The organism is Nonomuraea guangzhouensis, assembly GCF_019396345.1.
GTDB lineage: Bacteria > Actinomycetota > Actinomycetes > Streptosporangiales > Streptosporangiaceae > Nonomuraea > Nonomuraea guangzhouensis.
Genome location: NZ_JAHKRM010000012.1, coordinates 123,604 through 144,766 on the forward strand (window position 1 = coordinate 123,604; position 21,163 = coordinate 144,766).

Sequence of the window (21,163 nt, forward strand, 5' to 3'; positions counted from 1 at the left end):
CACTGGAGGTGCGATGAAACTGCTTCTTCCCCTCTTACTCGCCGCCTTCTTCCTCACCCCGTTGCAGGCAGCGCAGGCCGCCGAGGTCAACCTGGCCACCTCGGCGATCCCGAGCGCGTCGTACACCTCCTCCTGGGAGAGTGTCGCGGCGATCAACGACGGCATCGACCCGCCCAGCTCGAACGACACCGTCAACCGCCGCTGGGGCACCTGGCCCAACACCGGCCAGCAGTGGGCCGAGCTGACCTGGGCCCAGGCGCAGACGCTCCGGGTCGCCCAGGTCTACTTCTTCGACGACAACGGCGGCGTGCGCGTCCCGGCCTCGTGGAAGCTGCAGTACTGGACCGGCAGCGCCTACAACGACGTGCCGAACGCGAGCGGCTACCCCACGGCGCTCAACGCCTACAACAAGGTGACGTTCGGCCAGGTGAGCACCACGCGGCTGCGCGTCCTGCTGCAGAGCGGCCAGGGCTCCGTCGGGCTGCTGGAGGTCAAGGCGTTCACCAACGATCCGGGCGGCGGTGGTTCCACCACCACCTGGAACCCGCCGGCGAACCTGGTCACGCCGCTCAACGAGGTCTGGCAGCATGTCGAGAGCACCTATCCCAACCTGTACGGCTTCCGCAACTACGGCTGGGACCAGGTCATGGCCAACCGCGGCTCGATCAACTACTGCGTGCGCTGGGACAGCAGCGCCACGGTGACCGCCGCCCAGCGTGACCAGATCCACGCCGCGCTGGCCCGGCAGTTCAAGAAGTGGATGGACGTGATGGCCGGTCACAACGCCTGGCCGTACGCCACCGTGCCGCTCAAGGTCGTCGGCTGGGCGGTGCGCGACCGGGCGCAGCTCCAGTGGAGCGACACCTCGGTGGACATCTACGTGAACAACATCCGCGAGAACGCGCCGCAGTGCGCCGAGCCGTGCGGCCGCTTCTTCAACCAGGGCGGCACCTACCCGAACTGTCCCGGCGGCGCCTCCCACCACTACGACATGTCACTGTGGCTCACGGCGGGCTTCGGCGGCGGCGCGGGCGGTGACTGGGGCCAGCGCATCGGCAGCGAGTACTACACGAGCAACCTCAACACCGACAACATCCACATCCTGCTCCATGAGATGGGCCATTCGTTCGGCCTGGACGACTTCTACGACTGGACTCCCACGGGGCAGTGCTGCTTCCTGATGAAGGCGGGCAGCGCGACCTCGATCACCGAGTTCGACGCGTGGATGTTCCGCGACTGGTGGCGGCACCTGAAGAACCGCTACGGGCTGTAGAACCGGGAAGGGCGGCGGCAACGGGGCCGCCGCCCTTCTCAGGCGTTGACGGTGAGCGAGTACTCGCGGGTGACGGGCGTGCTCAGCTTGTCGTAGTCCCTGAGCTGGACGGTGAAGGCCGACGTCCCCGCCTTGACGGGTTTGCCGGTGATCGCGCCGGTGAACCGGTCGAGCGTCAGCCCCTCGGGCAGCGCGCCGCCGGTGACCTGCCAGTCGTAGAACGGCACGCCGCCCTTGGCCTGGAGCCGCTGGTCGTAGGCCGCGCCGGCCTTGCCCGCCTTGACCGAGGCGGTCTCGATCGAGGGCTTGAGGAACGGGGTCAGCTTCTTGTTCAGCTTCCAGCCGGCGTTCTCCGCGATCAGCAGCGTCAGCTTGGTCAGCTCCCACTGCCTGGTCGGGAAGACGTGCCGCCAGCCGCCGCTCTGGCCGCTCAGCCGGTCCCAGTACGGCTCGTCGCCGGGCACGTGATAGCTGGTGTCGAGCGGGACCGGGTAGCCCTGGTAGTCGATGACCTCCTGGTCGTCCCTGCCCTTGCTCTCGACGTACTTCGCCATGCCCGCCCAGTCGCTGTGGAAGGCGACCGCGTGGCCGTACTCGTGCATGACCAGGCCGTGCACGTCGATGACCTGGCCGAGGTCGGTCTTGTACCAGTCCTCGTCGGCCAGTGAGCTGACCAGCTTCATGAGCTGCTCGTCGTACTCCAGGATCATGCTGGTCGAGCGGTGGTAAGGAGTGGGCTTGCCGTTCTGGGTGTGGAACTTGCCGTTGATCGTCGGGTAGCCGGTCGAGTACGGCGTCTGGATGCCGCGGAAGAAGACGTACATGCCCTTGTACGGCTTGGCGTTGGTGGCCTCGACCTCGTTCTGCCAGTCGTCGCCCGGCAGCTTGTTGACCTCGTCACCCGCCGGCACCGTGTCGAACGGCTTGAGGTCGAAGAAGGCGAACCAGTTCCGGACCGCCGTCTCCGCCGCCGCGCGCACGCCCGGGTCGGCGAAGTAGCGGGTGATCGTGTCGTAGCGGTAGTCGAAGTCGATGGGGATCGTCGGCTCGAGCTTCTTCTTCTCGTCCTGCTGGACCATGATCGGCATGCTCTGGGTGATCGTCGCACCGGTCGCGTCGGTGGTCCGCATCACCCATTTGTGGCGTTCGTCCTGGCCGGGGCCCTGCTTGGAGTGGATGGCCAGCCGGACGACCTCGCGGTCGGCCGGGCCCGTGAGCGTGAAGGTCTTGGTCGCGCCGGTCGCCGTCAGCTCGCTCGGCATGTTGAGCATCAGCCGGGAGGTGCCCTCGGCCTTCAGGTCCACGGTCAGCGGGTAGGCGATGCCCGGCGTCTTGGGCGCCCTGACCGTCAGCTCGACGTACGGATTGGCCAGGTAGCCCTGCCAGTCCACGAGCTTGACGCCGTAGTCCTTGACGTTGCGGTAGAAGATGTCGAACACGTCCAGGGCAGGAGCGGCCTGGCGGGCCGCCAGGCCGGGAGCGGGCACGGAGAGCGCGCCCGCGAGCCCGGCCAGGGCGGTGACAACGGCGATCTTCCTCATCAAGCGAAAGCCTTCACTTCCAGGAGTCCGACGGACGCTTGTCCGCTCTGCAGGGCCACGCGCAGCCGCGTGGTGGAGACGGGTCCGAAGTTCACGTGGTTGTAGGCGTTGAGCGTCGTGGGGTAGGTGCCGGGGACGTCCACGTACGCGGTGCCGTTCCAGTACTGGAGCTTCCAGGAGGCGGGCAGGCGCACGCCGTCGTTGTCGTCGAAGAAGTACACGTCCGCCGAACGGATCGTCTGCGCGGCCGGCCAGGTCAGCTCGGCCCACTGCGCGCCGGTGTTGGGCCAGGTGCCCCAGCGGCGGTTGACGGTGTCGTTCGAGCTGGGCGGGTCGATGCCGTCGTTGATCGCCGCGATGCTCTCCCACGGCGAGGTGTACGAGGCGGACGGCGTCGCGGTCCTGGCCAGGTTCGTCGGGGTGGTGGTGCCGCCGACCTGGAGCTGGAACGACCTGGTCACCGGCGTGCTCCGGCTGTCGTAGTCACGCAGCTGCACGGTGAACGTCGAGGTCCCGGCCGTGGTCGGCGTGCCGCTGATCGTGCCGGTGAACCGGTCGAGGCTGAGCCCGGCGGGCAGCGAACCGCTGGTCACCTGCCAGTCGTAGAAGGGCACGCCGCCCTTGGCCGCCAGCGTCTGCTGGTAGGCGGTGCCCGGCGTGGCCTGGGGCAGCGAGGTGGTGACGATGGACGGCGCCAGGAACGGGGTGAGGTTGCGGTTGAGCTTCCAGCCCGCGTTCTCGGCCACCAGCAGGGCGAGCTTGGTCAGCATCCACCTGCGGGTCGGGAACAGGTGCGTCCAGCCGCCGCTCTGCCCGCTGAGCCGGTCCCAGTTGGGCTGGTCGCCGGGGATGTGGTAGCTGCTGTCCAGCGGCACGGCGCGGCCCTGATAGGCGACGACGTCGGGGTCGTTGCCGCCGCCGGCCACGTAGGAGCGCATCCCGGCCCAGTCGCTGTGGTAGGCGACCGCGTGGCCGTACTCGTGCATGACCAGGCCGTGCACGTCGAGTACCGAGCCGGCGATGTCCGTCTTGTACCAGTCCTCGTCGGCCAGGGAGGTGAACAGCTGCTTGTTCGCCTCGTCGTACTCGAAGATCATCGCGGTGGACCGGTGCATCGGGCCCGCGACCTGCTGGCCGCCCCGGGTGAAGTACTTGCCGTTCGCGGCGGGGTAGCCGGTCGAGTAGGGCGTCTGGATCCCGCGGAAGAAGACGTACATGCCGTTGTAGGCGGCGTTGTTGGTGACCGTGATCTCGTTCTGCCAGTCGTTGCCCGGCAGGTGGTTGTTCTCCGCCCCGGCCGCCACGGTGTCGAAGGGGGCCACGTCGAAGAACCGGAACCAGTCCTTGACGGCCTCCTCGGCGGCGGTCCTGAAGGCCGGGGCGTTGAAGTAGCCGGTGATCGTGTCGTAGCGGTAGTCGAAGGTGATGGGGATCGTCGGCTGCAGGGCGGTCTTCTCGTCCTGCTGGACCCTGATCGGCATCGACTGCTGGAGGGTGGCGCCGCTCCCGTCCCTGATCGCCAGCCGCAGCGTGTGCAGCTCGTCCTGGCCCGCGCCGCGCTTGGAGGCGATCTCCAGCTTGAACGTCTTCTGCTCCGACGCGTTCGCGAACGTCAGCGTCTTGGTCGCGCCCGTCGCGGTCAGCTGGCTGGGCAGGTCCATCATCAGCCGGGAGGTGCCCTCGGCCTTGAGGTCGATCGTGACGGGGAACTGGGCGTCCTGCGGGGGTTTGACGGTCAGCTGGATGTACGGGTTGGCCAGGTAGCCCTCCCAGTCCACGAGCTTGACGCCGTAGGTGTTGACGGTCCTGCCGAACATGTCGACGACCTGGGCCGCCGACAGGGCGTGCGCGGGCTGCACTCCGACGAACAGGGAGCTCAGCAACAGGAGCGCGACGGTTAATCGCTTCATGGCGTGCACCTTTCAGTTCTTGATGCCGGTGAGCGTGACTCCCTCGATGAAGTAGCGCTGGAGGAAGAAGAACAGCGCCACGATGGGCACGATGACGGCCGCCGAGGCCGCCATCAGGTAGCCCCACTGCGTGATGAAGACGCTCTGGAACGAGGCCAGCCCGAGCGAGAGCGTGTACTTCTCCTCGTCCTGCAGATAGAGCAGCGGGCCGAGGAAGTCGTTCCACGTGCCGATGAAGGTGAAGATGGTGACCACGATGATCGCCGGCTTGGACAGCGGCATGACGATCGTCCAGTACACCCGCCACGGCGACGCCCCGTCGATGTAGGCGGCCTCGTCGAGCTCGAAGGGGATCGTCAGGAAGAACTGCCGCAGCAGGAACACGTTGAACACGCCCCCGCCCGCCCCGGCGAACCAGGCCGGCACCGTGAGCGGGACGAACGTGTCCAGCGCGCCCAGCTCCTGCCACATGACGAACGTCGGGATGATCGTCACCGCGTACGGCAGCATCACGCCGCTCAGCAGCAGCGCGAACACGACGTTCCGCCCCCGCCAGCGCAGCCGCGAGAAGCTGAAGGCGGCCACCGAGCAGGTGAACACGGTGCCGAGCACGCAGATCACCGCGATGATCACCGTGTTGACCAGGTAGAGGCCGAACGGCTGGGCGGTGAGCGCCTCGCTGAAGTTCGACCACTGGAACGGGCGCGGGATCCACTCGGGCGGCGCGACGAACATCTGGCTGTCGGCCATCAGCGCACTGCGCACCAGCCAGACGAACGGCAGCAGCGTCGGGATCGAGCCCGCCACCAGTGCCACGTACAGCAGCACCCTGCCGTATCTGCGCGGCCGCCGCAGGCCCTGGGTCGGCGCCACGCCCTTCGCGCGGGTCCTCTCCCGCGCCGCCAGCGTGGTCATCGGGCACCTGCCATCTCGTAGTAGACCCAGCGGCGGGCGTTGCGGAACATCAGGAACGTCACCACCATGATGATCATGAAGAGCACCCACGCGAGCGCGCTGGCGTAGCCCATCTCGCTCTCGGTGAAGGCCTTGCGGAAGAGGTAGTAGACGTAGAAGAGCGTGGCGTGGTTGGGGCCGCCCTCGGTCATCACGTACGCCTGGTTGAACACCTGGAACGTGCCGACCACGCCCACTACCAGGTTGTAGAAGATGGTCGGCGTCATCATCGGCAGCGTCACGTGCCAGAAGCGGCGCAGCGGCCCGCCCCCGTCGATCGAGACCGCCTCGTACAGATGGCGCGGCACGCCCTGCAGGCCGGCCAGGAAGATCACCATGGTGTTGCCGAAGCCCCAGGTGCTCATGATGATCAGCGACGGGATGGCCATCTGCTCGCTGTAGACCCACTGCGAGGTCGGCAGCCCGCCCTGACGCAGCAGCGAGTTGAGCAGCCCGAAGTCCGGGTTGAAGATCCAGATCCAGAGCACCACGTTGGCGATCGCCGGGACCAGCGTCGGCAGATAGAAGATCGTTCGCCAGAGCGACAGGCCACGCGCCTTCTGGTTGAGCAGCATGGCGACCGCGAAGCTGACGATCAGCGTGAGCGGCACCGCGCCGAGCGTGTAGTACGTCGTGGCGCTCAGCGACTTCCAGAACAGCTCGTCGTTCACCATCGTGGTGTAGTTGTCCAGGCCGACGAACGACGGGCTGCCGCCGATCTGCCAGTCGGTCAGGCTGAAGAAGAACGAGGCGATCATCGGGCCGATGGTGAAGATGGCGAACCCGAGGATGGCCGGCAACGCCATGAGGATGCCCCATCGCGTCTCGAACCTGCGCATCAGAGCGCCTGCGTGTGCTGCAAGCCTTGCATCATCCCGGTGATCTTGGGCGCGGTGGCCTTGAGCACCTCGGCCGCCGGGCGCTTGCCGGACTCGATCTCCTGCAGGGCGGGGGTGAGCACGTCGGTGCTGATCGCGGACATGTTCTTGATCTTGTTCCGGAGGTCCGGCACCCCGTGCTCGCGGGCGTAGTCGACGACCGCGGTCCTGAACTCCGGCGGGTGCACCTCGTTCTTCGTCCAGGAGTCGATGGCGGCCTGGTCCTCGTAGTACTTCTTCTCCTGCGGCATCCACAGGCCCTGCTTGTAGAGGTCGACGTTCTGCGGGTCGATGTGGAAGGCGAACAGCTCGACCGCCTCCTCCACGTGCTTGGTCCCGGCGAACACCGCCGACGCGCCGGCGACCTGGCTCGTGGTGAACGGCTCCCCGTACTTGGGCAGCACGCCGATGCCGTAGTCGGCCTTGCTCTCGTTCATGTCGAGCAGCGACCAGTGGCCGTCCACCACCATGGCCACCCGCTTGGTCTTGAGCAGGATGTTCGTGCCCGGCACGTCGTCGCCGGTGGCCGCGAGCTGGCCGGGGCCGGGCATGACCCGGTGCTTGTAGATGAGGTCCTGCAGGTTCTGGAACACCTTGATCGCCTCGGGCGAGTCGAGCAGGCACCGCTTGCCGCTCTCGTCGGCGAAGTCGCCGCCGTTGCTGCGCAGGAAGCCGTACCAGGCCGCGCCGTAGGTGATGCTGCTGGAGATGCCGAACTGCTTGATCTGCTTGGGGTCGAAGCCGGACTCGTCGGGATGCTTGCCGTTCTGGTCGATGGTCAGCTTGTAGGCGTTCTGGACGAGCTGGTCCCAGGTCCAGGCGGAGGCGGCGTCGGCCGGCGGGGGAGCGATGCCGGCGTCGGCGATGGCCTGCTTGCCGTACCAGAGCAGCTCGATCTCGTTGGCCGTGGCGACGCCGTGCAGCTTGTCCTGGCCGTACCAGAGATAGGCGTCCGGCAGGTATCCGGCCAGCTGCGGATACTTCTTCAGGTACGGGAACAGGTTGACCAGCTTGCCCTGCTCGGCCAGGCGGAAGGACATGGACATCGGCACGTAGCCGACGTCCGGCACCCGGCCGCTGGCCACCAGGGTGTTGAGCTTGACGTCGTACTCGTCGGGGGTGAACAGCGCCTTGACCTTGATGCCCGGCTTCTTCTGCTCGAACTGCCTGAGCATCTTCTCCACGGCCTTCTGCTCGAAGGTGGAGCCCCAGTACATGAACTGCAGCTGCGTCGCGGCGCTCGATCCGCCGCCGCTCCCGCACGCGGACGCCGCCGCGCCGAGGGCCGCGAGACCGCCGATCTTGAAGAGGTCACGTCTATTCATGGGGGGTGCTTCCTTTACGCGAGGGGGATCCAGACCCGCATTCCGCGGCCGTCCCGGTTGTCCCACTGGTAGTAGGGGATCGCCGTGGCGGTAACGGGGGAGCCGGTCGCGAGTTCTGCGGGGGGTGTGGTGGTGTACGGCAGGCCGCCCACGGGCTGGGAGACGGCCAGGGCATCGGTCTCGATCAGCACGGTGCGCCCGATGCCGTCGAGGTCGTCCTTGTCCAGGACGCGGAGCTCGGCCCCCGGGGCCAGCGCCAGGTCCGGGAGGTGCACGCCTTCGGGCTGGTCGGCCTGCTCGAAGGCGTAGACGAGCGGTCCCCGCTCGACGGCGACGCATCCCCTGACGGCGTCGAGGTTGCGGTGCGGGTGGACCAGCCTGGGCGCCATGTCCAGCTCCAGCTCGACGGTGTCGCCCGCCCGCCACTCGCGGGTCAGCACGACGTAGCCGCGCTCGTCCGGTACGGCGGCCACCGACTCGCCGTCGATCGTCACCGTGGTGGCGGCGCTCCACGCGGGCACCCGCAGCGCCAGCGACCACGGGGTCCCGGGTGCGCGCTCCACGGTGAACGTGACGCGACCGTGCCAGGGGTAGTCGGTGGCGACGGCCAGCGTGAGGTCGCCGTCGGAGACGGTGCCCGGCACGTACTGGTGGACGAGCAGGGTGTTCTCGGCGGATGTCGCGACGTAGCCGCCGAGGGAGGAGACGAGCCGCATGACGTTCGGCGGGCAGCAGGCGCAGGCGAACCACTCGCGCCGGCGACCGGCGTAGGCTCCCTCGACATGGTCGTCCCTGCGCTGGAGCGGGTTGACGTAGAAGAAGCGGATGCCGTCCGCCGAGGTCGAGGCGGCGAAGGCGTTGTAGAGCGTGCGCTCGATCAGGTCGGCGTAGCGGCCGTGGCCGGTGGCCAGGAGCAGCCGCCAGTTCCAGTGGATGCTGGCGATGGCCGCGCAGCTCTCGTTGTAGGCGCGGTCCGGCGGCAGCTCCCAGCGGTCGCCGAACGCCTCGTCGGAGTGGCGGCTGCCCATGCCCCCGGTCAGGTGGGTCTTGGTGGCGACCAGGTCCTCCCAGCGCCGGACCGAGCACTCCAGCAGCGACTCGTCGCCGGTCTCCAGGTAGACGTCGACGATGCCCGCCTCCAGGTACAGCTGGCGCACCGCGTGCCCGACCGCCGTGTCCGCCTCCCTGACCGGCAGATGGTCCTGGGCGTACAGGATGCCGAGCCCGCTGTCGCGGATGTGCCCCCTGCCCCTGTTCTCGATCAGCTTCGTGGCCAGGCACAGGTAGGAGCGCTCGCCGGTGAGCCGGTAGAGCTCCACCAGCGCGGTCTCGACCTCGGCGTGCCCGTCGATGCCGTCGTTGCCGCCGCGCAGGAAGACGTCCGCCAGCTGGTCGGCGAACTTCCTGGCGACGTCGAGCAGCTCCGTGCCGGTGCCCGCGCGGGTGGCGGCGACCGCGGCCTGGAACAGGTGGCCCGCGCAGTACATCTCGTGGCTGTACTCGAGCTCGGCGTAGATCTTGTCCGGCTTGACGATCTGGTAGTGGGAGTTGAGGTAGCCGTCGGGCCGCTGCGCCCGCTTGAGCACCTCGGACGCCTGCTCGACGAAGTCGGTGTACTCCGCCGACGGTCTCCTGGCGTGCTCCCAGGCGACGGCCTCGAGCTGCTTGTACAGGTCCGAGTCCTGGAAACGGTACCCGCGGAACTCACCTCCTCCCTCGGCGCCCGCGCCGGCTCCGGCCAGGCGCAGGTTCGGCAGGCTGCCCGCCTGCTCCATCTGCTCCAGCCCGAGCGGGATGCTCGCCGCGCGGTTGACGCTCTGCCAGCGCCCGAACGGCCCACCAGTGATCACCACGTCATGGATGCCCAGCGGCCGCTGCACGGCCTTCGATTCTGCGGTCGGTACGGCGGGGCCGCAGGCCTGGTCCATCGAACTCCTTGCACAGGGAATAGGCTTTCCTCCGCGAACAGTAAGGTGTTACACATCACTGGTCAAGCCTCCATGGAGTTGTATCCTGACCAGGACCTAAGAGAAGGGAAACCGTTTGTCTGAGTTTTCCCGGCGGGCCGTGACCATCCGCGAGGTCGCCGCGGCCGCCGGAGTGTCGATCGGCACGGCGTCCAAGGCGCTCAACGGCCAGGGCCGGCTCCGCGAGGAGACCAGGGCGCGGGTGATGGCCGCAGCCGAACGTCTGGAGTTCCGGCCGAACAAGCTCGCCCAAGGCTTGCTGCACGGCCGCACGTTCACCGTCGGCCTGGTGACGTGCGACAGCTTCGGCCGCTTCAGCATCCCCGTCATGCTCGGCGCCGAGGACGCGCTGGGCGCCGGCCAGATCTCGGTGTTCATGTGCGACACCCGGGACGACCCGATCAGGGAGCGGCACTACGTCGAGCGCCTGCTGGCCAGGCGGGTCGAGGGCATCATCGTCACCGGCCGCCGCACCGAGCCCCGGCCGAGCATCGGCGCCGACCTGCCGGTCCCGGTCGTCTACGCCATGACCCAGTCGACGGAGCCCGCCGACTTCTCGGTGATCCCCGATGATCTGGGCGGGAGCATGCTCGCCGTACGGCATCTGCTGGCCACCGGGCGGCGGCGGGTCGGCCACATCACCGGGCCGCAGCGGTTCCTGGCCGCGCGGACCCGGGCCGAGGGCTTCGCCGACGCGCTGGCGGAGGCGGGGGCGACCGCCGCGGGCGATCCGCTGTTCGGGGAGTGGTCGGAGGAGTGGGGACGGCAGGGCGCCGACATCCTGCTCCGCACGCAGCCGGACGTCGACGCGGTGTTCTGCGGCAGCGACCAGATCGCCAGGGGGGTCGCCGAGACGCTGCGGGACCGTGGCCGGCGCATTCCCGATGACGTGGCGCTGGTGGGTTTCGACAACTGGGCGCCGATGGCGCTCGGCTCCCGGCCGCCGCTCACCACGGTCGACCTGAACCTCGGGGAGATCGGCCGCGCCGCCGCCACGCACCTGCTGGACGTGATCGGCGGTGTGCCGCACCAGGGCGGCGTCCGGCGCATGCCGTGCAGTCTGGTGCTGCGGGAGTCGACCCGCGTCTGAGTCGGGTGTCGTCGTCTCTGCGTTTCGGAGCCGGCCTGAGCATGTCTGGGCACGGTCGTACGGCGGCTGCGCCACCGGTCCCCTCGCCTGGACCGGCGGGCCGTACGGGCCTCGAAGGCAGCCGGCCGACTCTGATCGTCATCCTCCCGATACGGCTCCGGCGGCGATGCCGCGGAACCTGCCGCGAACCCGCCATCGCGGCGGCCAAAGGCCGGTGGGCGGGCCGCATTTCGAATTCAGGAGGTGACGGTCATTATCGCCGTCATGATTGCCGGAGCGGCAATCTCAGTGAGCCGCCTCGTACTGCTCCACGATGGTCGCGGCGATACGGCCGCGCTCGCTCACGGGTAGTCCCGCCTGCTTCGCCCACTGGCGAATTTCGGTGGACTTGTCGCGGCTCACCGAGCGCGCCGAACCGACTCCGCGACGGACCTTGCCACCGCGCTCCTTGCGGACCTGACGGGCCTTGACCAGGAACGGGGCAAGCGCTTTGCGCAACTTCTCCTCGTTCTTATCCGACAGGTCGATCTCGTAGGCAAAGCCGTCGAGTCCGAACCTGATTGTGTTCTCGGATGACAAGGCGCTTCCGTCGAGGTCGTCAAGGAAGATCTCTTGAATTTGCTTGGCCATGCTGGTGCTCCGAATTCAGAGGCGAGAAGACAATCAGTACTGTAGCGTATGGCGTCGTTGTTCGGCGCACCCCGGGGACGGCGGGTGGCCAGGACAAAGAAAGCTCGCCTAATTGTTAGCGCGGCTATTTCATTCCCGCTATCCGGGACGCTCGTGGCGCGGGCGCGTCACGGCTCCACGAGCCCAGCACCAACAGCGTTTTGGTGCCCGTGACGTTCCCGGCGTGGCGCAGATGATCAATGACCTGCTGGAGATGGCCGAGGTCGCGGACACGGACATGGATCAGCGCGTCGGGGTCGCCGGCGATGGTGAACACCGTCTGCACCTCCGCCACGTCGGTGGCCGTGCGGACGATCTCACTCACCGGTGTCGCACCCGCGTAATGCAGTTCGGTGAACGCCTCGATGGCCCACCCGAGCTTGCCGTAGTCGATCTGCACGGTGAAACCGGTGATGACACCGAGCTCTTTGAGCCGGTCCACCCGCCGCTTGACCGCGGCGACGGAAAGGCCGATCGTGCCCGCCATCTCCGAGAAGGTCCGGCGCCCGTCCTCGCGCAGCAGCCGCAACAGCCGATGATCAATCTCGTCTATTTCCGGCATACGGGCACTCCTTGGCTTTTGGTGGAAAGAACCTTAGCGAATGAGGCCGAAGCCGCAAAGGTTTTGCGTCTTTCTCGCGCCTTCTTGGGTGATACTTGCGCGATGCCCGCCCGCGTTGCTGTGCTGGGGTTCCCCACGAACCTCAGGGAGGCCCGCATGAGCGTCGCTCTCGACGACAAGTACACGGCCACGGACGGCCGCGTGCTCATCTCGGGCCTCCAGGCCCTCGTGCGGCTGACGCTCGAACAGCGCCGCCTGGACCGGGAACGCGGGCTGGACACGCGCGTGTTCGTCTCCGGCTACCCGGGCTCGCCGCTGGCCGGCGTCGACCTGGAGATGGGCCGGGCCGCCCGGCTGCTCGAACCGGCGGGCGTGGTCTTCCAGCCGGCGCTCAACGAGGAGCTGGCGGCCACCGCCGTGGCCGGAACGCAGCTCCTCGACCGCCTGCCCGGCCGGCGGCACGACGGCGTGGCCGGCTTCTGGTACGGCAAGAGCCCCGGCCTCGACCGGGCAGCCGACGCCATCAGGCACGGCAACCTGGCCGGCACCGCCGCGCTCGGCGGCGCGGTGGCCTGGATCGGCGACGACCCCGGCAGCAAGTCCTCGACCGTGCCCAGCTCCTGCGAGCCGATGTGCCAGAGCCTGTGCGTGCCGCTGCTCGCGCCGGGCTCGGTGGCGGAGATCATCGAGTTCGGGCTGCACGCGGTCGCCCTCTCGCGCGTCACCGGCCTGTGGACCGGCCTGAAGATCGTCGCTGACCTCGCCGACGCGTCGGCCACCGTCGACCTCGGCTCGCTGCGCGACGGCATCCCGGCCCCGGACCACGCGGCCCGCGCCACCCCGGCCGCCCTGGTCGGCCCCGCCGCGCTGGACGCCGAGCACGACATGCTGACCCGGCGCCTCGACCTGGCCCGCGAGTACGCCCGCGCGCACGGCCTGAACCGGGTCATGTCCGGCTCCCCGCGGGCCCGCCTCGGCATCCTCGCCTCCGGCGCCTCCTTCGCGGTGGTCCGGCGGGCGCTGGCCGACCTCGGGCTGGACGAGAGCGCGATCGAGGACCTGGGCCTGCGGCTCATCCGGCTCGGCATGCCGTACCCGCTGGCGCCCGGCGACCTGGCCGCCATGACCGCGGACCTCGACCGGGTGCTCGTGGTGGAGGACAAGGTCCCGTTCCTGGAGGGCCAGCTGAAGCAGGCGCTCTACGGCGGCGAACGCACCCCCGCCGTCGTCGGCCGCGAACTGCTCACCGCCCGCGGCACGCTCGGCGCGGAGGACGTGGCCAAGGCACTCACCACCTTCGCCGGCCCGCTCCCACGGACCGCCGTCACCTTGGCGCCCGCCCCTAAGGCGCGTCGTCTGCTGCCGATGGTCGCCGCGCGCACGCCGTACTTCTGCTCGGGCTGCCCGCACAACACATCCACCCGCACCTCGGACAGCACCCTGGTCGGCGTCGGCATCGGCTGCCACGCCATGATCGCCCTGGACGGCGACGGACGCGGCAACCAGGTCGGCATCACCCAGATGGGCGGCGAGGGCGCCCAGTGGATCGGCCTGGCCCCCTTCACCGGCGACCGGCACTTCGTGCAGAACCTCGGCGACGGCACCTTCCACCACTCCGGCTCACTGGCCGTCCGCGCCGCCGTCGCGGCCGGGGTGTCGATCACGTACAAGCTGCTCTACAACGACGCCGTCGCCATGACGGGCGGCCAGCGCGCGGAGGGCCGCCTCGACGTGCCCGCGCTGACGCGGTCCCTGGCCGCCGAGGGCGTCCGCCGGATCGTGATCACCACACCCGAGCCGGAGACCTACCGGGGCGTCCGGCTCGCGCCGATCGCCACCGTACGGCACCGCGACGGGCTGGCGGCGGCCGAGCGGGAGCTGGCCGAGCTCGGCGGGGTGACCGTGCTGATCCACGACGACCGGTGCGCGGCCGAGGAACGCCGCCTGCGCAAGCGCGGCAAACTGCCGGTCCCGGTGGAGAAGGTCGTGGTGAACGAGCGGGTGTGCGAGGGTTGCGGAGACTGCGGCGAGGCGTCGACCTGCCTGTCCGTGCAACCCGTCGAGACCGTGTACGGCCGCAAGACCCGGATCCACCAGCCCTCGTGCAACTCGGACCTGAGCTGCCTCAAGGGCGACTGCCCGTCGTTCCTGCTGGTCAAGCCGGGCAGGCGGTCGGCGCTCTCGGCCGAGCCGAGCACCCGGAAGGCTGGGGCGGGGCCCTTGCTTGAGCCGGGAACCCGGCAGGCGCGGACGGTGCTGTCGCCGCCGGTGGAGCCTGCCGAGCCGGTCGCCAGGTTCCCCGGCCGGGAGGTGCTGCTGCGGATGCCCGGCATCGGCGGCACGGGCGTGGTCACCGTCTCGCAGATCCTGCAGATGGCCGCCCACCTCGACGGCCTGCACGCGGCCGGCCTCGAACAGACCGGGCTGGCCCAGAAGGGCGGACCCGTCGTCAGCGACGTCCGCATCTCCCCGCACCCGATCACCGGTTCCCCGAAGGCGGCGCGCGGCACCGCCGACGTGCTGATCGGATTCGACCTGCTCGGCGCGGCGGCCGACGCCAACCTGGCCACCGCCGCGCCGGACCGTACCATCGCCGTGGTCAGCACCGCCGTCGTACCGACCGCCGCCATGGTGACCGGCCGCGCCGCGGTGCCGGACTCGCCCGTCGACGCGATCACCCGCGTCGAGTCGGCCACCCGGAGCGCCGACAACCTCTACCTCGACGCCCACGGCCTCGCCGAGACGCTGTTCGGCGACCACATGCCCGCGAACATGCTGCTCGTCGGCGCCGCCTTCCAGCACGGCTGCCTGCCGCTCTCGGCCGAGGCCGTCGAACGGGCCATCCGCCTCAACGGGGCCTCGGTCGAGCAGAACCTCGCGGCCTTCCGCTGGGGCCGCGCCGCCGCCGCCGACCGCCGCGCGGTGCTGGCGGCCATCGAGGCCCCGGCTCTGGAGGCGGAATCGTCCGAGCCCCTGGCCTCGGAGGCGGAATCCTTCGAGCAGGCTCTGGTCACGCGGGTCGCCGATCTGACCGGCTACCGAAACGCGGCCTACGCCGCCGAGTACGCCGAGGACGTGCGCCACGTGGCCGCGCTCGCCGCCGACCGCGCGGGGGAGGAGGGCGCCGCGCCGATCGCCCTCGCGTACGCCAAGGGCCTGCACAAGTTCATGGCCTACAAGGACGAGTACGAGGTCGCCCGGCTGCACCTGGACCCGGCCGAGCGGGCCAGGCGGGAGCGGGAGTTCGGCGCGGACGCGGTCGTGTCGGTGCTGCTGCACCCGCCGCTGCTGCGGGCGATGGGCATGAAGCGCAAGATCAGGCTGCGCCGCTCGGCGGACGTCGTGTTCCGCGTGCTGCGCGCCGCCAGGTTCCTGCGTGGCACGCCGTTCGACGTGTTCGGGTATGCCGAAGTACGCCGAGTCGAGCGGGCGCTCGTCACCGAGTACCGTGACCTGATGCGTGACGCTCTCGCCCGGCTGAGCCCGGCCACCGCCGGCGCCGTGGCCGCGATCGCGGCGCTGCCGGAGGCGGTTCGCGGGTATGAGGACATCAAGCTCGCGTCGGTCGCGAAGTTCCACGACCGAGCCAGGACCGCTCTCGCGGAGCTGAGCGAGCCCGCTCTCATGGAGCCGGGCGAGTCTGTCCTTGCGGAGTCAGGCGAGTCCGCTCTCGTGGAGCCGGGCGAGCCCGTCCTTGCGGAGTCGAGCGAGCCCACCGGAACCCTGGAGAGAATGTGACCGTCGATCGTCTGTTGCCCACCGAGGACGCCGAGGACCTCATCGCCCTCACCCGGGACATCGCCGACAAAGAGCTGGCGAGCCGGGTCGACGAGCACGAGCGCGCCGAGACCTACCCCGAGGGCCTGTTCGCCACGCTCGGCGCCGCCGGGCTGCTCGGCCTGCCGTACCCGGAGGAGTTCGGCGGCGGCGGCCAGCCGTACGAGGTCTACCTGCAGGTGCTGGAGGAGCTGGCGGCCCGCTGGGCCGCCGTCGCGGTGGCGACCAGCGTGCACACGCTCGCCTGCTTCCCGGTGGCCACCTACGGTACGCCCGAGCAGCGCGAACGCTGGCTGCCCGACATGCTGGCGGGCCGGCTCATCGGCGGCTACAGCCTGTCCGAACCACAGGCCGGATCCGACGCCGCCGCCCTCACCTGCAAGGCGGAGAAGGTCGAGCACGGCTACCGGATCACCGGCAACAAGGCGTGGATCACCCACGGCGGCAAGGCCGACTTCTACGCCCTGTTCGCCCGCACCGGGGAGGGCAGCCGCGGCATCTCCTGCTTCCTGGCCCCCGGCGCCGCCGACGGCCTGACCTTCGGCCGCCCGGAGGAGAAGATGGGCCTGCACGCCATCCCCACGACCAGCGCCCACTGGGACGGCACCGTCATCGAGGCCGACCGCCTGCTCGGCGAGGAGGGGCAAGGGCTGCCCATCGCCTTCAGCGCCCTCGACTCGGGGCGGCTCGGCATCGCCGCCTGCGCGACCGGCCTCGCCCAGTCCGCACTCGACGCGTCGGTCGCCTACGCCAAGGAGCGCCAGACGTTCGGCCGCAAGATCATCGACCACCAGGGGCTGGGCTTCCTGCTCGCGGACATGGCCGCCGCCGTCGACAGCGCCCGCGCCACGTACCTGGACGCCGCCCGCCGCCGCGACGCCGGTCGGCCGTACGCGCGACAGGCGAGCGTCGCGAAACTGGTGGCAACCGATGCCGCGATGAAGGTCACCACCGATGCGGTGCAGGTGTTCGGGGGGTATGGGTATACGCGGGAGTTCCGGGTCGAGCGGTACATGCGCGAGGCGAAGATCATGCAGATTTTCGAGGGCACGAACCAGATCCAACGCCTGGTGATCAGCAGACATCTGGCCCGCTGACCAGTCCTTACTCGATTCGGTGGTTGGCCGTCTGATGCCCACCCCGCTCCAAAGGGCCTTCGCTCCGCTCCGGGCGTTCTTCTGAGGGCGCCTTCGGCGCACAATGGCCTTCGCTTTTGGGGCGCTTCGCGCTTTGGGGACTCAGGCGTTGCTTCCAGCCGGGCCAAAGCCCCGACCCCTGAAGGGCCTCGCTTCGCGAGGTCGTCCTCCCCGGCGCAGGCTTCGCCTGCGAAGACCTTGTTGACCTTTGGCGAGCCCATGGATGGATGACAGGCCCGCGCTTGGGGTCTTGGGGCGGCGACTTGTCGTTAGTTATGTAGCCCACTGTCGTGCTCTCTGAGGAAGCGTCGTGGAGCCAGGCACCGCGCAGATCCCGTGCTGCGGCGGCGACCAGGTCTGGTGAGCTGATTTGCTGGGTGGCGAGGAGTTCCCTTTGTACCGCCTGCCCCGTGGCAGGCGCGCATCATCAGTGCATTGGCCTGTCGGTGTCGGTGTCGGTGTCGGTGTCGGTGGCGGTGTCGGTGGCGATGGCGATGGCGGTGGCGGTCAGTTTCGTCGTCTCTTGATTCGACGAGAGGGCGGGTGGACCTGTGCCACCGGCGGGAAACTGCCAGTCAGCGGACACGCATTACCGCAGGTCGGGCAGCCCAGATAGTCGATCAGGGGGCAACGCAATGGTGGCGCCCATCACCGAACGTCGGCAGAACGTGATCGCATGATCGCCATGCCTCTCGCGCGACTTCCTGCCCTCTGACCCTGACGGTCTTGTTGGTCCGGACCGCTTGCCGCCGAGTGAAGTAGTGACTCGACTCCGACGGCTTCAGGGATAAGCGCGGGGCGATCTTGCAGATGGCGCTGGTGCTGGTGCTGGTGCTGGTGCTGCGAAGCATCTGCGCAGTTCGGAGTATACGAGCAAGCCGCACAGCCACCGCTCTCCTACCGCGGGGCATTGCCTGTTGAAACGGCAGCGGGAACTTGTTCGATTCCACTTGTCCTGGATGTGCCGGTCGTAGTAACCCGCAGGACAGCAGCCCAGGCAGTGCGTACGCTCGATGGGTCAGGTGGGCTTATAAGTCCTAGCAGAATAATCTTCATTTCTACAGGTTTCGATCATTGCTCGAATCGCTCACCGCTTTCACTGAGGTGGGCGATGATAGGACCCAGGTTCTCGTTCGTCGAGAAAGACTTCCACAGCGCCCACTTCCCTCCCTGGCCTTCCCTGACCGATAGATTTGGCACAGGAATCTGCCGATCGTGCTCTTCCCCTGACCGGGGCCTCCGATCACGACGAACCTGCCGCTCCATGGGAGGTTGTCGCCCGGCGCAGCCCGTTGATCGAGACCCTCGATGAGCGCGGCGCAGGTTCTGATCTTCTTTGACGCCTCCGGCAGCCCTGGCGCCTCGCTCGGTACGTCTACAAACACCTCGGCCAGACGCACCTTGAGATCGTCCGTTGCTCCTGCCTGGTGGACGTCGGCGTAACGCTCGCTCTTGAGTATGGTCGCCAGATGTGTGCTCAGCGCATCGGCCGTCTCCTGATCATGTGTCGCGAGCTTCTCGAAGACGCTCAGTAGCAGGTCAGCGGTGACATAGCCGATGACCTGACTCGGTGGTGACGGTCCAGGAGCTTTCCGATCTCGTCGGCCGACCACAGCAGGGCATCGTGCAGTGCGATCTTCCGCGCGCCTTCTCGAAGCAGCTCATACGTGTAGTCGCTGGGACCATCGAGTGTCACGTTGGTGATATAGAGGACTTGTCTCACCTTGTGCGCGGAGTAGCCTATCTCGCCGAGGTCGTCCCTGATTCGCTGGCGGAGCCACGAGATTCCCGTATCGCCATGTTCTGAAGGCGTATGGAAGGCTACCTGGACGCGCGTCCCGGGGCCCCACTTGATCCCGCGTTCCTGGAACCTGAGTTGCTCGGCGAGCATAGCTCCAACGGAATGTTTGCCGGAATAGCCGTAGAACCCCCAGGTGGGCTCCCCTCCGATGCCCAGTTCCGCCTGCAGCACTTTGGTTATGAGCCCAAGAAACCGCGCGTTACCCAGCCGGACGAGGTCATAGCTGCCACGCATGACCGCAGTATGCTCTATTTTCCCAACGAAGTCCGTCACATCGACTAGGAGGGTGAGGTTATGTCACACCGCCGAACGTGTGGGCCCGCATCCGGCGGATCGGCAAGTCCTGAATTTGAGGCCTGCGCCACCTGTTCGCCGGTGTCACCTTCACTCACGCCTTTTCGTGTCAGGGTTCTTGCTTCAGCACGATATTCACTGCAGAGAACCAGGCGTCAGCATGAGGGCAGGCACTCCTGATGGCGTCGATGCCGATCTCGGCTATGACGAGTGGGCCGTCAGAGGTCTTGCGGTACTGCGGATATAGACGCAGTAGACGCTTGGAGGGGGCTGTGTTGATCCCGTCGTTGACCAGTTCAGCACCTTGGGCTTGCACCACCATCGCTTGGACGGATTGGGCGAGTGCGTCATCGCCGGTGAGTTCGCCGAGCGCCTTGTGGCCCAGCAGGACCCACGCCTCCAGTTCGTGGAGTACCAGGTGAGGCAGGAAGCGAGGGTCGCCGATGGTATCGGCCATAGCACGCTCGACGTGAGTTACACGGTCATGTGGCGAACTTGAGGGGCGTGTCGCCATGCCGGGCACGTCGGTGGGGAGCCCGTAGTAGTCCAGCATGGTCGTCAGGACGGTGATGGAGGAATCGCCCAGGAGCAGGCGGATCTCTGAGGCGAGTTTGCCCCACGTGGACAGGCCTCCCCTATGCGAAGGGCCACCTGCGGGACGTTTGGTCGTGAAGATGGACCAAGTGACGTAGACATCGGAACAGAGCAGGTAGGGCTCGATGACTTCGCGTACCACGGTCTCTTCGGTCTGGCCCTCGCACAGGATGTGCAGTCGGCGCATTGCCGTCACCGCGACTCGGCCTGCGGCCTGCCACCGAGCAGGTTCTTCTCCCACAACTCGCCCAAGGAGTACTCCGCCAGCCAGTCGTCCAGCCCGGCGGGGTCGAGGCGATTGAAAACCGACGCTCCCCCGGCGCGCTCGACGACGATGAGATCGTCTACCTCGAACTGGTTCATGAGCGTCACCGACTGGGTGGCCATGAGGACCTGACTGGCGCTGCTTGCGGCACGCAGCATGTCGGCCAGTTGGACGATGGCATACGGGTGCAGACCGAGCTCCGGTTCGTCCAGTACGACGAGGTTGGGAAGATCGGGCAGGCTCAGCAATGTGGTGAGGCAGATGAAGCGGAGTGTTCCGTCCGACAGCGCGTCCGCGGGGAAGACGACGTCCGAGCCCTCTTGTTGCCACCGCAGTCGGAGCCGGCCGGTCTCCTCGATGAGCACGAAGTCCCTGAAGAACGGCGCGACCTGTCGGATGGTTCGGACGATCCTCCTATATGTGGCGTGGTCTTCCCGCTGAAGGCGAAGCAGGATGGCGGCCAGGTTTCGGGCATCAGGGTGCAGCGCGATGTTGTCGGAGGCGAACCCTGTCTGCTTGACTGGGGCGTTCGCGCTGGTGTCGTGGAAATGGAAGACTCGACAGCCTCGCAGTGTGTCAACTACATGTTCGGCCACGGACGACAAGCCTGGCTCGTCGATCTCATCCAAGAGGCGGGTCTCCCGGTGCCCCCGTCCCAGGACATGTCCTTCGCCACGCAACTCGATGTCTTCAGTGCCGAAGATCAGCTCGTCGCGAGCCGCCGGGATGAGCTTGGCACGATAGTCGGTGGTCGCGAATTCCAGACGCAAGAAGATCTCTGGGATGGTCTTACTTCCGCGATAGCGCAGGGCGGAGGCCCCACCCGCTTGGCCGACGAACAGGTTCAGCTCCTCGTCGACGATCCGGCCGAGTAGGGCAAGGACAGAAATGAAGTTGCTCTTGCCCGCACCGTTGGCACCGATCAGAACATTGAGATCACGCAACTCCACCTCGGCGGAGCGGATCGAGGCGTATCCCTCAATCCTGATCGACTGCAATCTCTGCGGCGCCATGTGCCCAGCTTAGAGTGATCCACCCATGCGGCGCGTCCACCCTCCTGCAGTCGGAGAGTGAGCGCACCACTGCTCGACTCGATGACCCGACAGCAGAGCCGTCGGTGTCTTCCG

The 21,163-nt window shown here is 68.0% G+C and carries 15 protein-coding genes; 4 read left to right on the forward strand and 11 right to left on the reverse strand.

From position 1 onward, the window contains the following. Positions 1-13: 13 nt before the first annotated feature. A complete protein-coding gene (locus KME78_RS25305) occupies positions 14-1,273 on the forward strand; it encodes a hypothetical protein (protein ID WP_219531831.1) in 1,260 nt (419 codons plus the stop codon). A 38-nt stretch (positions 1,274-1,311) separates the two neighbouring features. Here KME78_RS25305 and KME78_RS25310 read toward each other — a convergent pair whose 3' ends face one another. Genes KME78_RS25310 through KME78_RS25335 form a run of 6 tightly spaced genes read right to left on the reverse strand, consistent with a single transcriptional unit; the run spans position 1,312 to position 9,809 of the window. Beyond that, a complete protein-coding gene (locus KME78_RS25310) occupies positions 1,312-2,814 on the reverse strand; it encodes an Ig domain-containing protein (protein WP_219531832.1) in 1,503 nt (500 codons plus the stop codon). Next, entirely contained in the window at positions 2,814-4,724 is a 1,911-nt protein-coding gene (locus KME78_RS25315) for an Ig domain-containing protein (RefSeq protein WP_219531833.1), read from the reverse strand. Before KME78_RS25315 ends, KME78_RS25310 begins: the two co-directional genes overlap by 1 nt. A 12-nt stretch (positions 4,725-4,736) precedes the next feature. Next, positions 4,737-5,639, reverse strand: coding sequence for a carbohydrate ABC transporter permease (locus KME78_RS25320; RefSeq protein ID WP_219531834.1), 903 nt, complete (start codon positions 5,637-5,639; stop codon positions 4,737-4,739). Then, positions 5,636-6,517, reverse strand: a complete 882-nt coding sequence (locus KME78_RS25325; RefSeq protein ID WP_219531835.1) for a carbohydrate ABC transporter permease — start codon at positions 6,515-6,517, stop codon at positions 5,636-5,638. The genes KME78_RS25320 and KME78_RS25325 overlap by 4 nt, the downstream gene beginning before the upstream one ends. Then, positions 6,517-7,881 carry an ABC transporter substrate-binding protein gene (locus tag KME78_RS25330; protein WP_219531836.1) on the reverse strand — a complete coding sequence of 455 codons (1,365 nt, stop codon included), beginning with the start codon at positions 7,879-7,881 and terminating at the stop codon, positions 6,517-6,519. The genes KME78_RS25325 and KME78_RS25330 overlap by 1 nt, the downstream gene beginning before the upstream one ends. 14 nt (positions 7,882-7,895) lie before the next feature. Further along, positions 7,896-9,809: a glycoside hydrolase family 127 protein gene (locus KME78_RS25335; RefSeq protein WP_219531837.1), complete on the reverse strand. Its 1,914-nt coding sequence runs from the start codon at positions 9,807-9,809 to the stop codon at positions 7,896-7,898. Between the two features lie 115 nt (positions 9,810-9,924). On the opposite strand from KME78_RS25335, the gene KME78_RS25340 reads away from it, so the two are divergent. Then, positions 9,925-10,938, forward strand: a complete 1,014-nt coding sequence (locus KME78_RS25340) for a LacI family DNA-binding transcriptional regulator (protein WP_219531838.1) — start codon at positions 9,925-9,927, stop codon at positions 10,936-10,938. Positions 10,939-11,223: 285 nt separating this feature from the next. Here the strand turns inward: KME78_RS25340 and KME78_RS25345 are convergent, their stop codons facing one another. Together KME78_RS25345 and KME78_RS25350 are read right to left on the reverse strand one after the other, a co-directional pair. Further along, a complete protein-coding gene (locus KME78_RS25345) occupies positions 11,224-11,568 on the reverse strand; it encodes a histone-like nucleoid-structuring protein Lsr2 (protein ID WP_214643165.1) in 345 nt (114 codons plus the stop codon). Between the two features lie 124 nt (positions 11,569-11,692). Beyond that, complete coding sequence (locus tag KME78_RS25350) at positions 11,693-12,169, reverse strand: Lrp/AsnC family transcriptional regulator (protein WP_219531839.1); 477 nt, start codon at positions 12,167-12,169, stop codon at positions 11,693-11,695. Positions 12,170-12,325: 156 nt separating this feature from the next. On the opposite strand from KME78_RS25350, the gene KME78_RS25355 reads away from it, so the two are divergent. Together KME78_RS25355 and KME78_RS25360 are read left to right on the forward strand one after the other, a co-directional pair. After that, a complete protein-coding gene (locus tag KME78_RS25355) occupies positions 12,326-15,907 on the forward strand; it encodes an indolepyruvate ferredoxin oxidoreductase family protein (RefSeq protein ID WP_246651837.1) in 3,582 nt (1,193 codons plus the stop codon). After that, positions 15,904-17,043 (forward strand): acyl-CoA dehydrogenase family protein, encoded by a 1,140-nt coding sequence (locus tag KME78_RS25360; protein ID WP_219531841.1) that lies wholly within the window; start codon positions 15,904-15,906, stop codon positions 17,041-17,043. Before KME78_RS25355 ends, KME78_RS25360 begins: the two co-directional genes overlap by 4 nt. A gap of 1,567 nt (positions 17,044-18,610) precedes the next feature. Here the strand turns inward: KME78_RS25360 and KME78_RS25365 are convergent. The 3 genes from KME78_RS25365 to KME78_RS25375 form a co-directional block, all read right to left on the reverse strand. Then, the gene (locus KME78_RS25365; protein WP_219531842.1) at positions 18,611-19,156 is read right to left on the reverse strand and encodes a hypothetical protein; all 546 of its coding nucleotides are present in this window, start codon (positions 19,154-19,156) and stop codon (positions 18,611-18,613) included. A 130-nt stretch (positions 19,157-19,286) separates the two neighbouring features. Continuing rightward, the gene (locus tag KME78_RS25370; protein WP_219531843.1) at positions 19,287-19,958 is read right to left on the reverse strand and encodes a DUF4276 family protein; all 672 of its coding nucleotides are present in this window, start codon (positions 19,956-19,958) and stop codon (positions 19,287-19,289) included. 5 nt (positions 19,959-19,963) lie between these two features. Beyond that, positions 19,964-21,049 (reverse strand): AAA family ATPase, encoded by a 1,086-nt coding sequence (locus tag KME78_RS25375; protein ID WP_219531844.1) that lies wholly within the window; start codon positions 21,047-21,049, stop codon positions 19,964-19,966. Positions 21,050-21,163: the final 114 nt, after the last annotated feature.

Bases quoted from the DNA above. Each gene is read 5' to 3' on its own strand.
- KME78_RS25330 (WP_219531836.1), bottom strand. From the start codon at position 7,881: ATGAATAGACGTGACCTCTTCAAGATCGGCGGTCTCGCGGCCCTCGGC.
- KME78_RS25355 (WP_246651837.1), top strand. From the start codon at position 12,326: ATGAGCGTCGCTCTCGACGACAAGTACACGGCCACGGACGGCCGCGTG.
- KME78_RS25305 (WP_219531831.1), top strand. From the start codon at position 14: ATGAAACTGCTTCTTCCCCTCTTACTCGCCGCCTTCTTCCTCACCCCG.
- KME78_RS25320 (WP_219531834.1), bottom strand. From the start codon at position 5,639: ATGACCACGCTGGCGGCGCGGGAGAGGACCCGCGCGAAGGGCGTGGCG.
- KME78_RS25325 (WP_219531835.1), bottom strand. From the start codon at position 6,517: ATGCGCAGGTTCGAGACGCGATGGGGCATCCTCATGGCGTTGCCGGCC.
- KME78_RS25310 (WP_219531832.1), bottom strand. From the start codon at position 2,814: ATGAGGAAGATCGCCGTTGTCACCGCCCTGGCCGGGCTCGCGGGCGCG.
- KME78_RS25345 (WP_214643165.1), bottom strand. From the start codon at position 11,568: ATGGCCAAGCAAATTCAAGAGATCTTCCTTGACGACCTCGACGGAAGC.
- KME78_RS25335 (WP_219531837.1), bottom strand. From the start codon at position 9,809: ATGGACCAGGCCTGCGGCCCCGCCGTACCGACCGCAGAATCGAAGGCC.
- KME78_RS25315 (WP_219531833.1), bottom strand. From the start codon at position 4,724: ATGAAGCGATTAACCGTCGCGCTCCTGTTGCTGAGCTCCCTGTTCGTC.
- KME78_RS25350 (WP_219531839.1), bottom strand. From the start codon at position 12,169: ATGCCGGAAATAGACGAGATTGATCATCGGCTGTTGCGGCTGCTGCGC.
- KME78_RS25375 (WP_219531844.1), bottom strand. From the start codon at position 21,049: ATGGCGCCGCAGAGATTGCAGTCGATCAGGATTGAGGGATACGCCTCG.
- KME78_RS25370 (WP_219531843.1), bottom strand. From the start codon at position 19,958: ATGCGCCGACTGCACATCCTGTGCGAGGGCCAGACCGAAGAGACCGTG.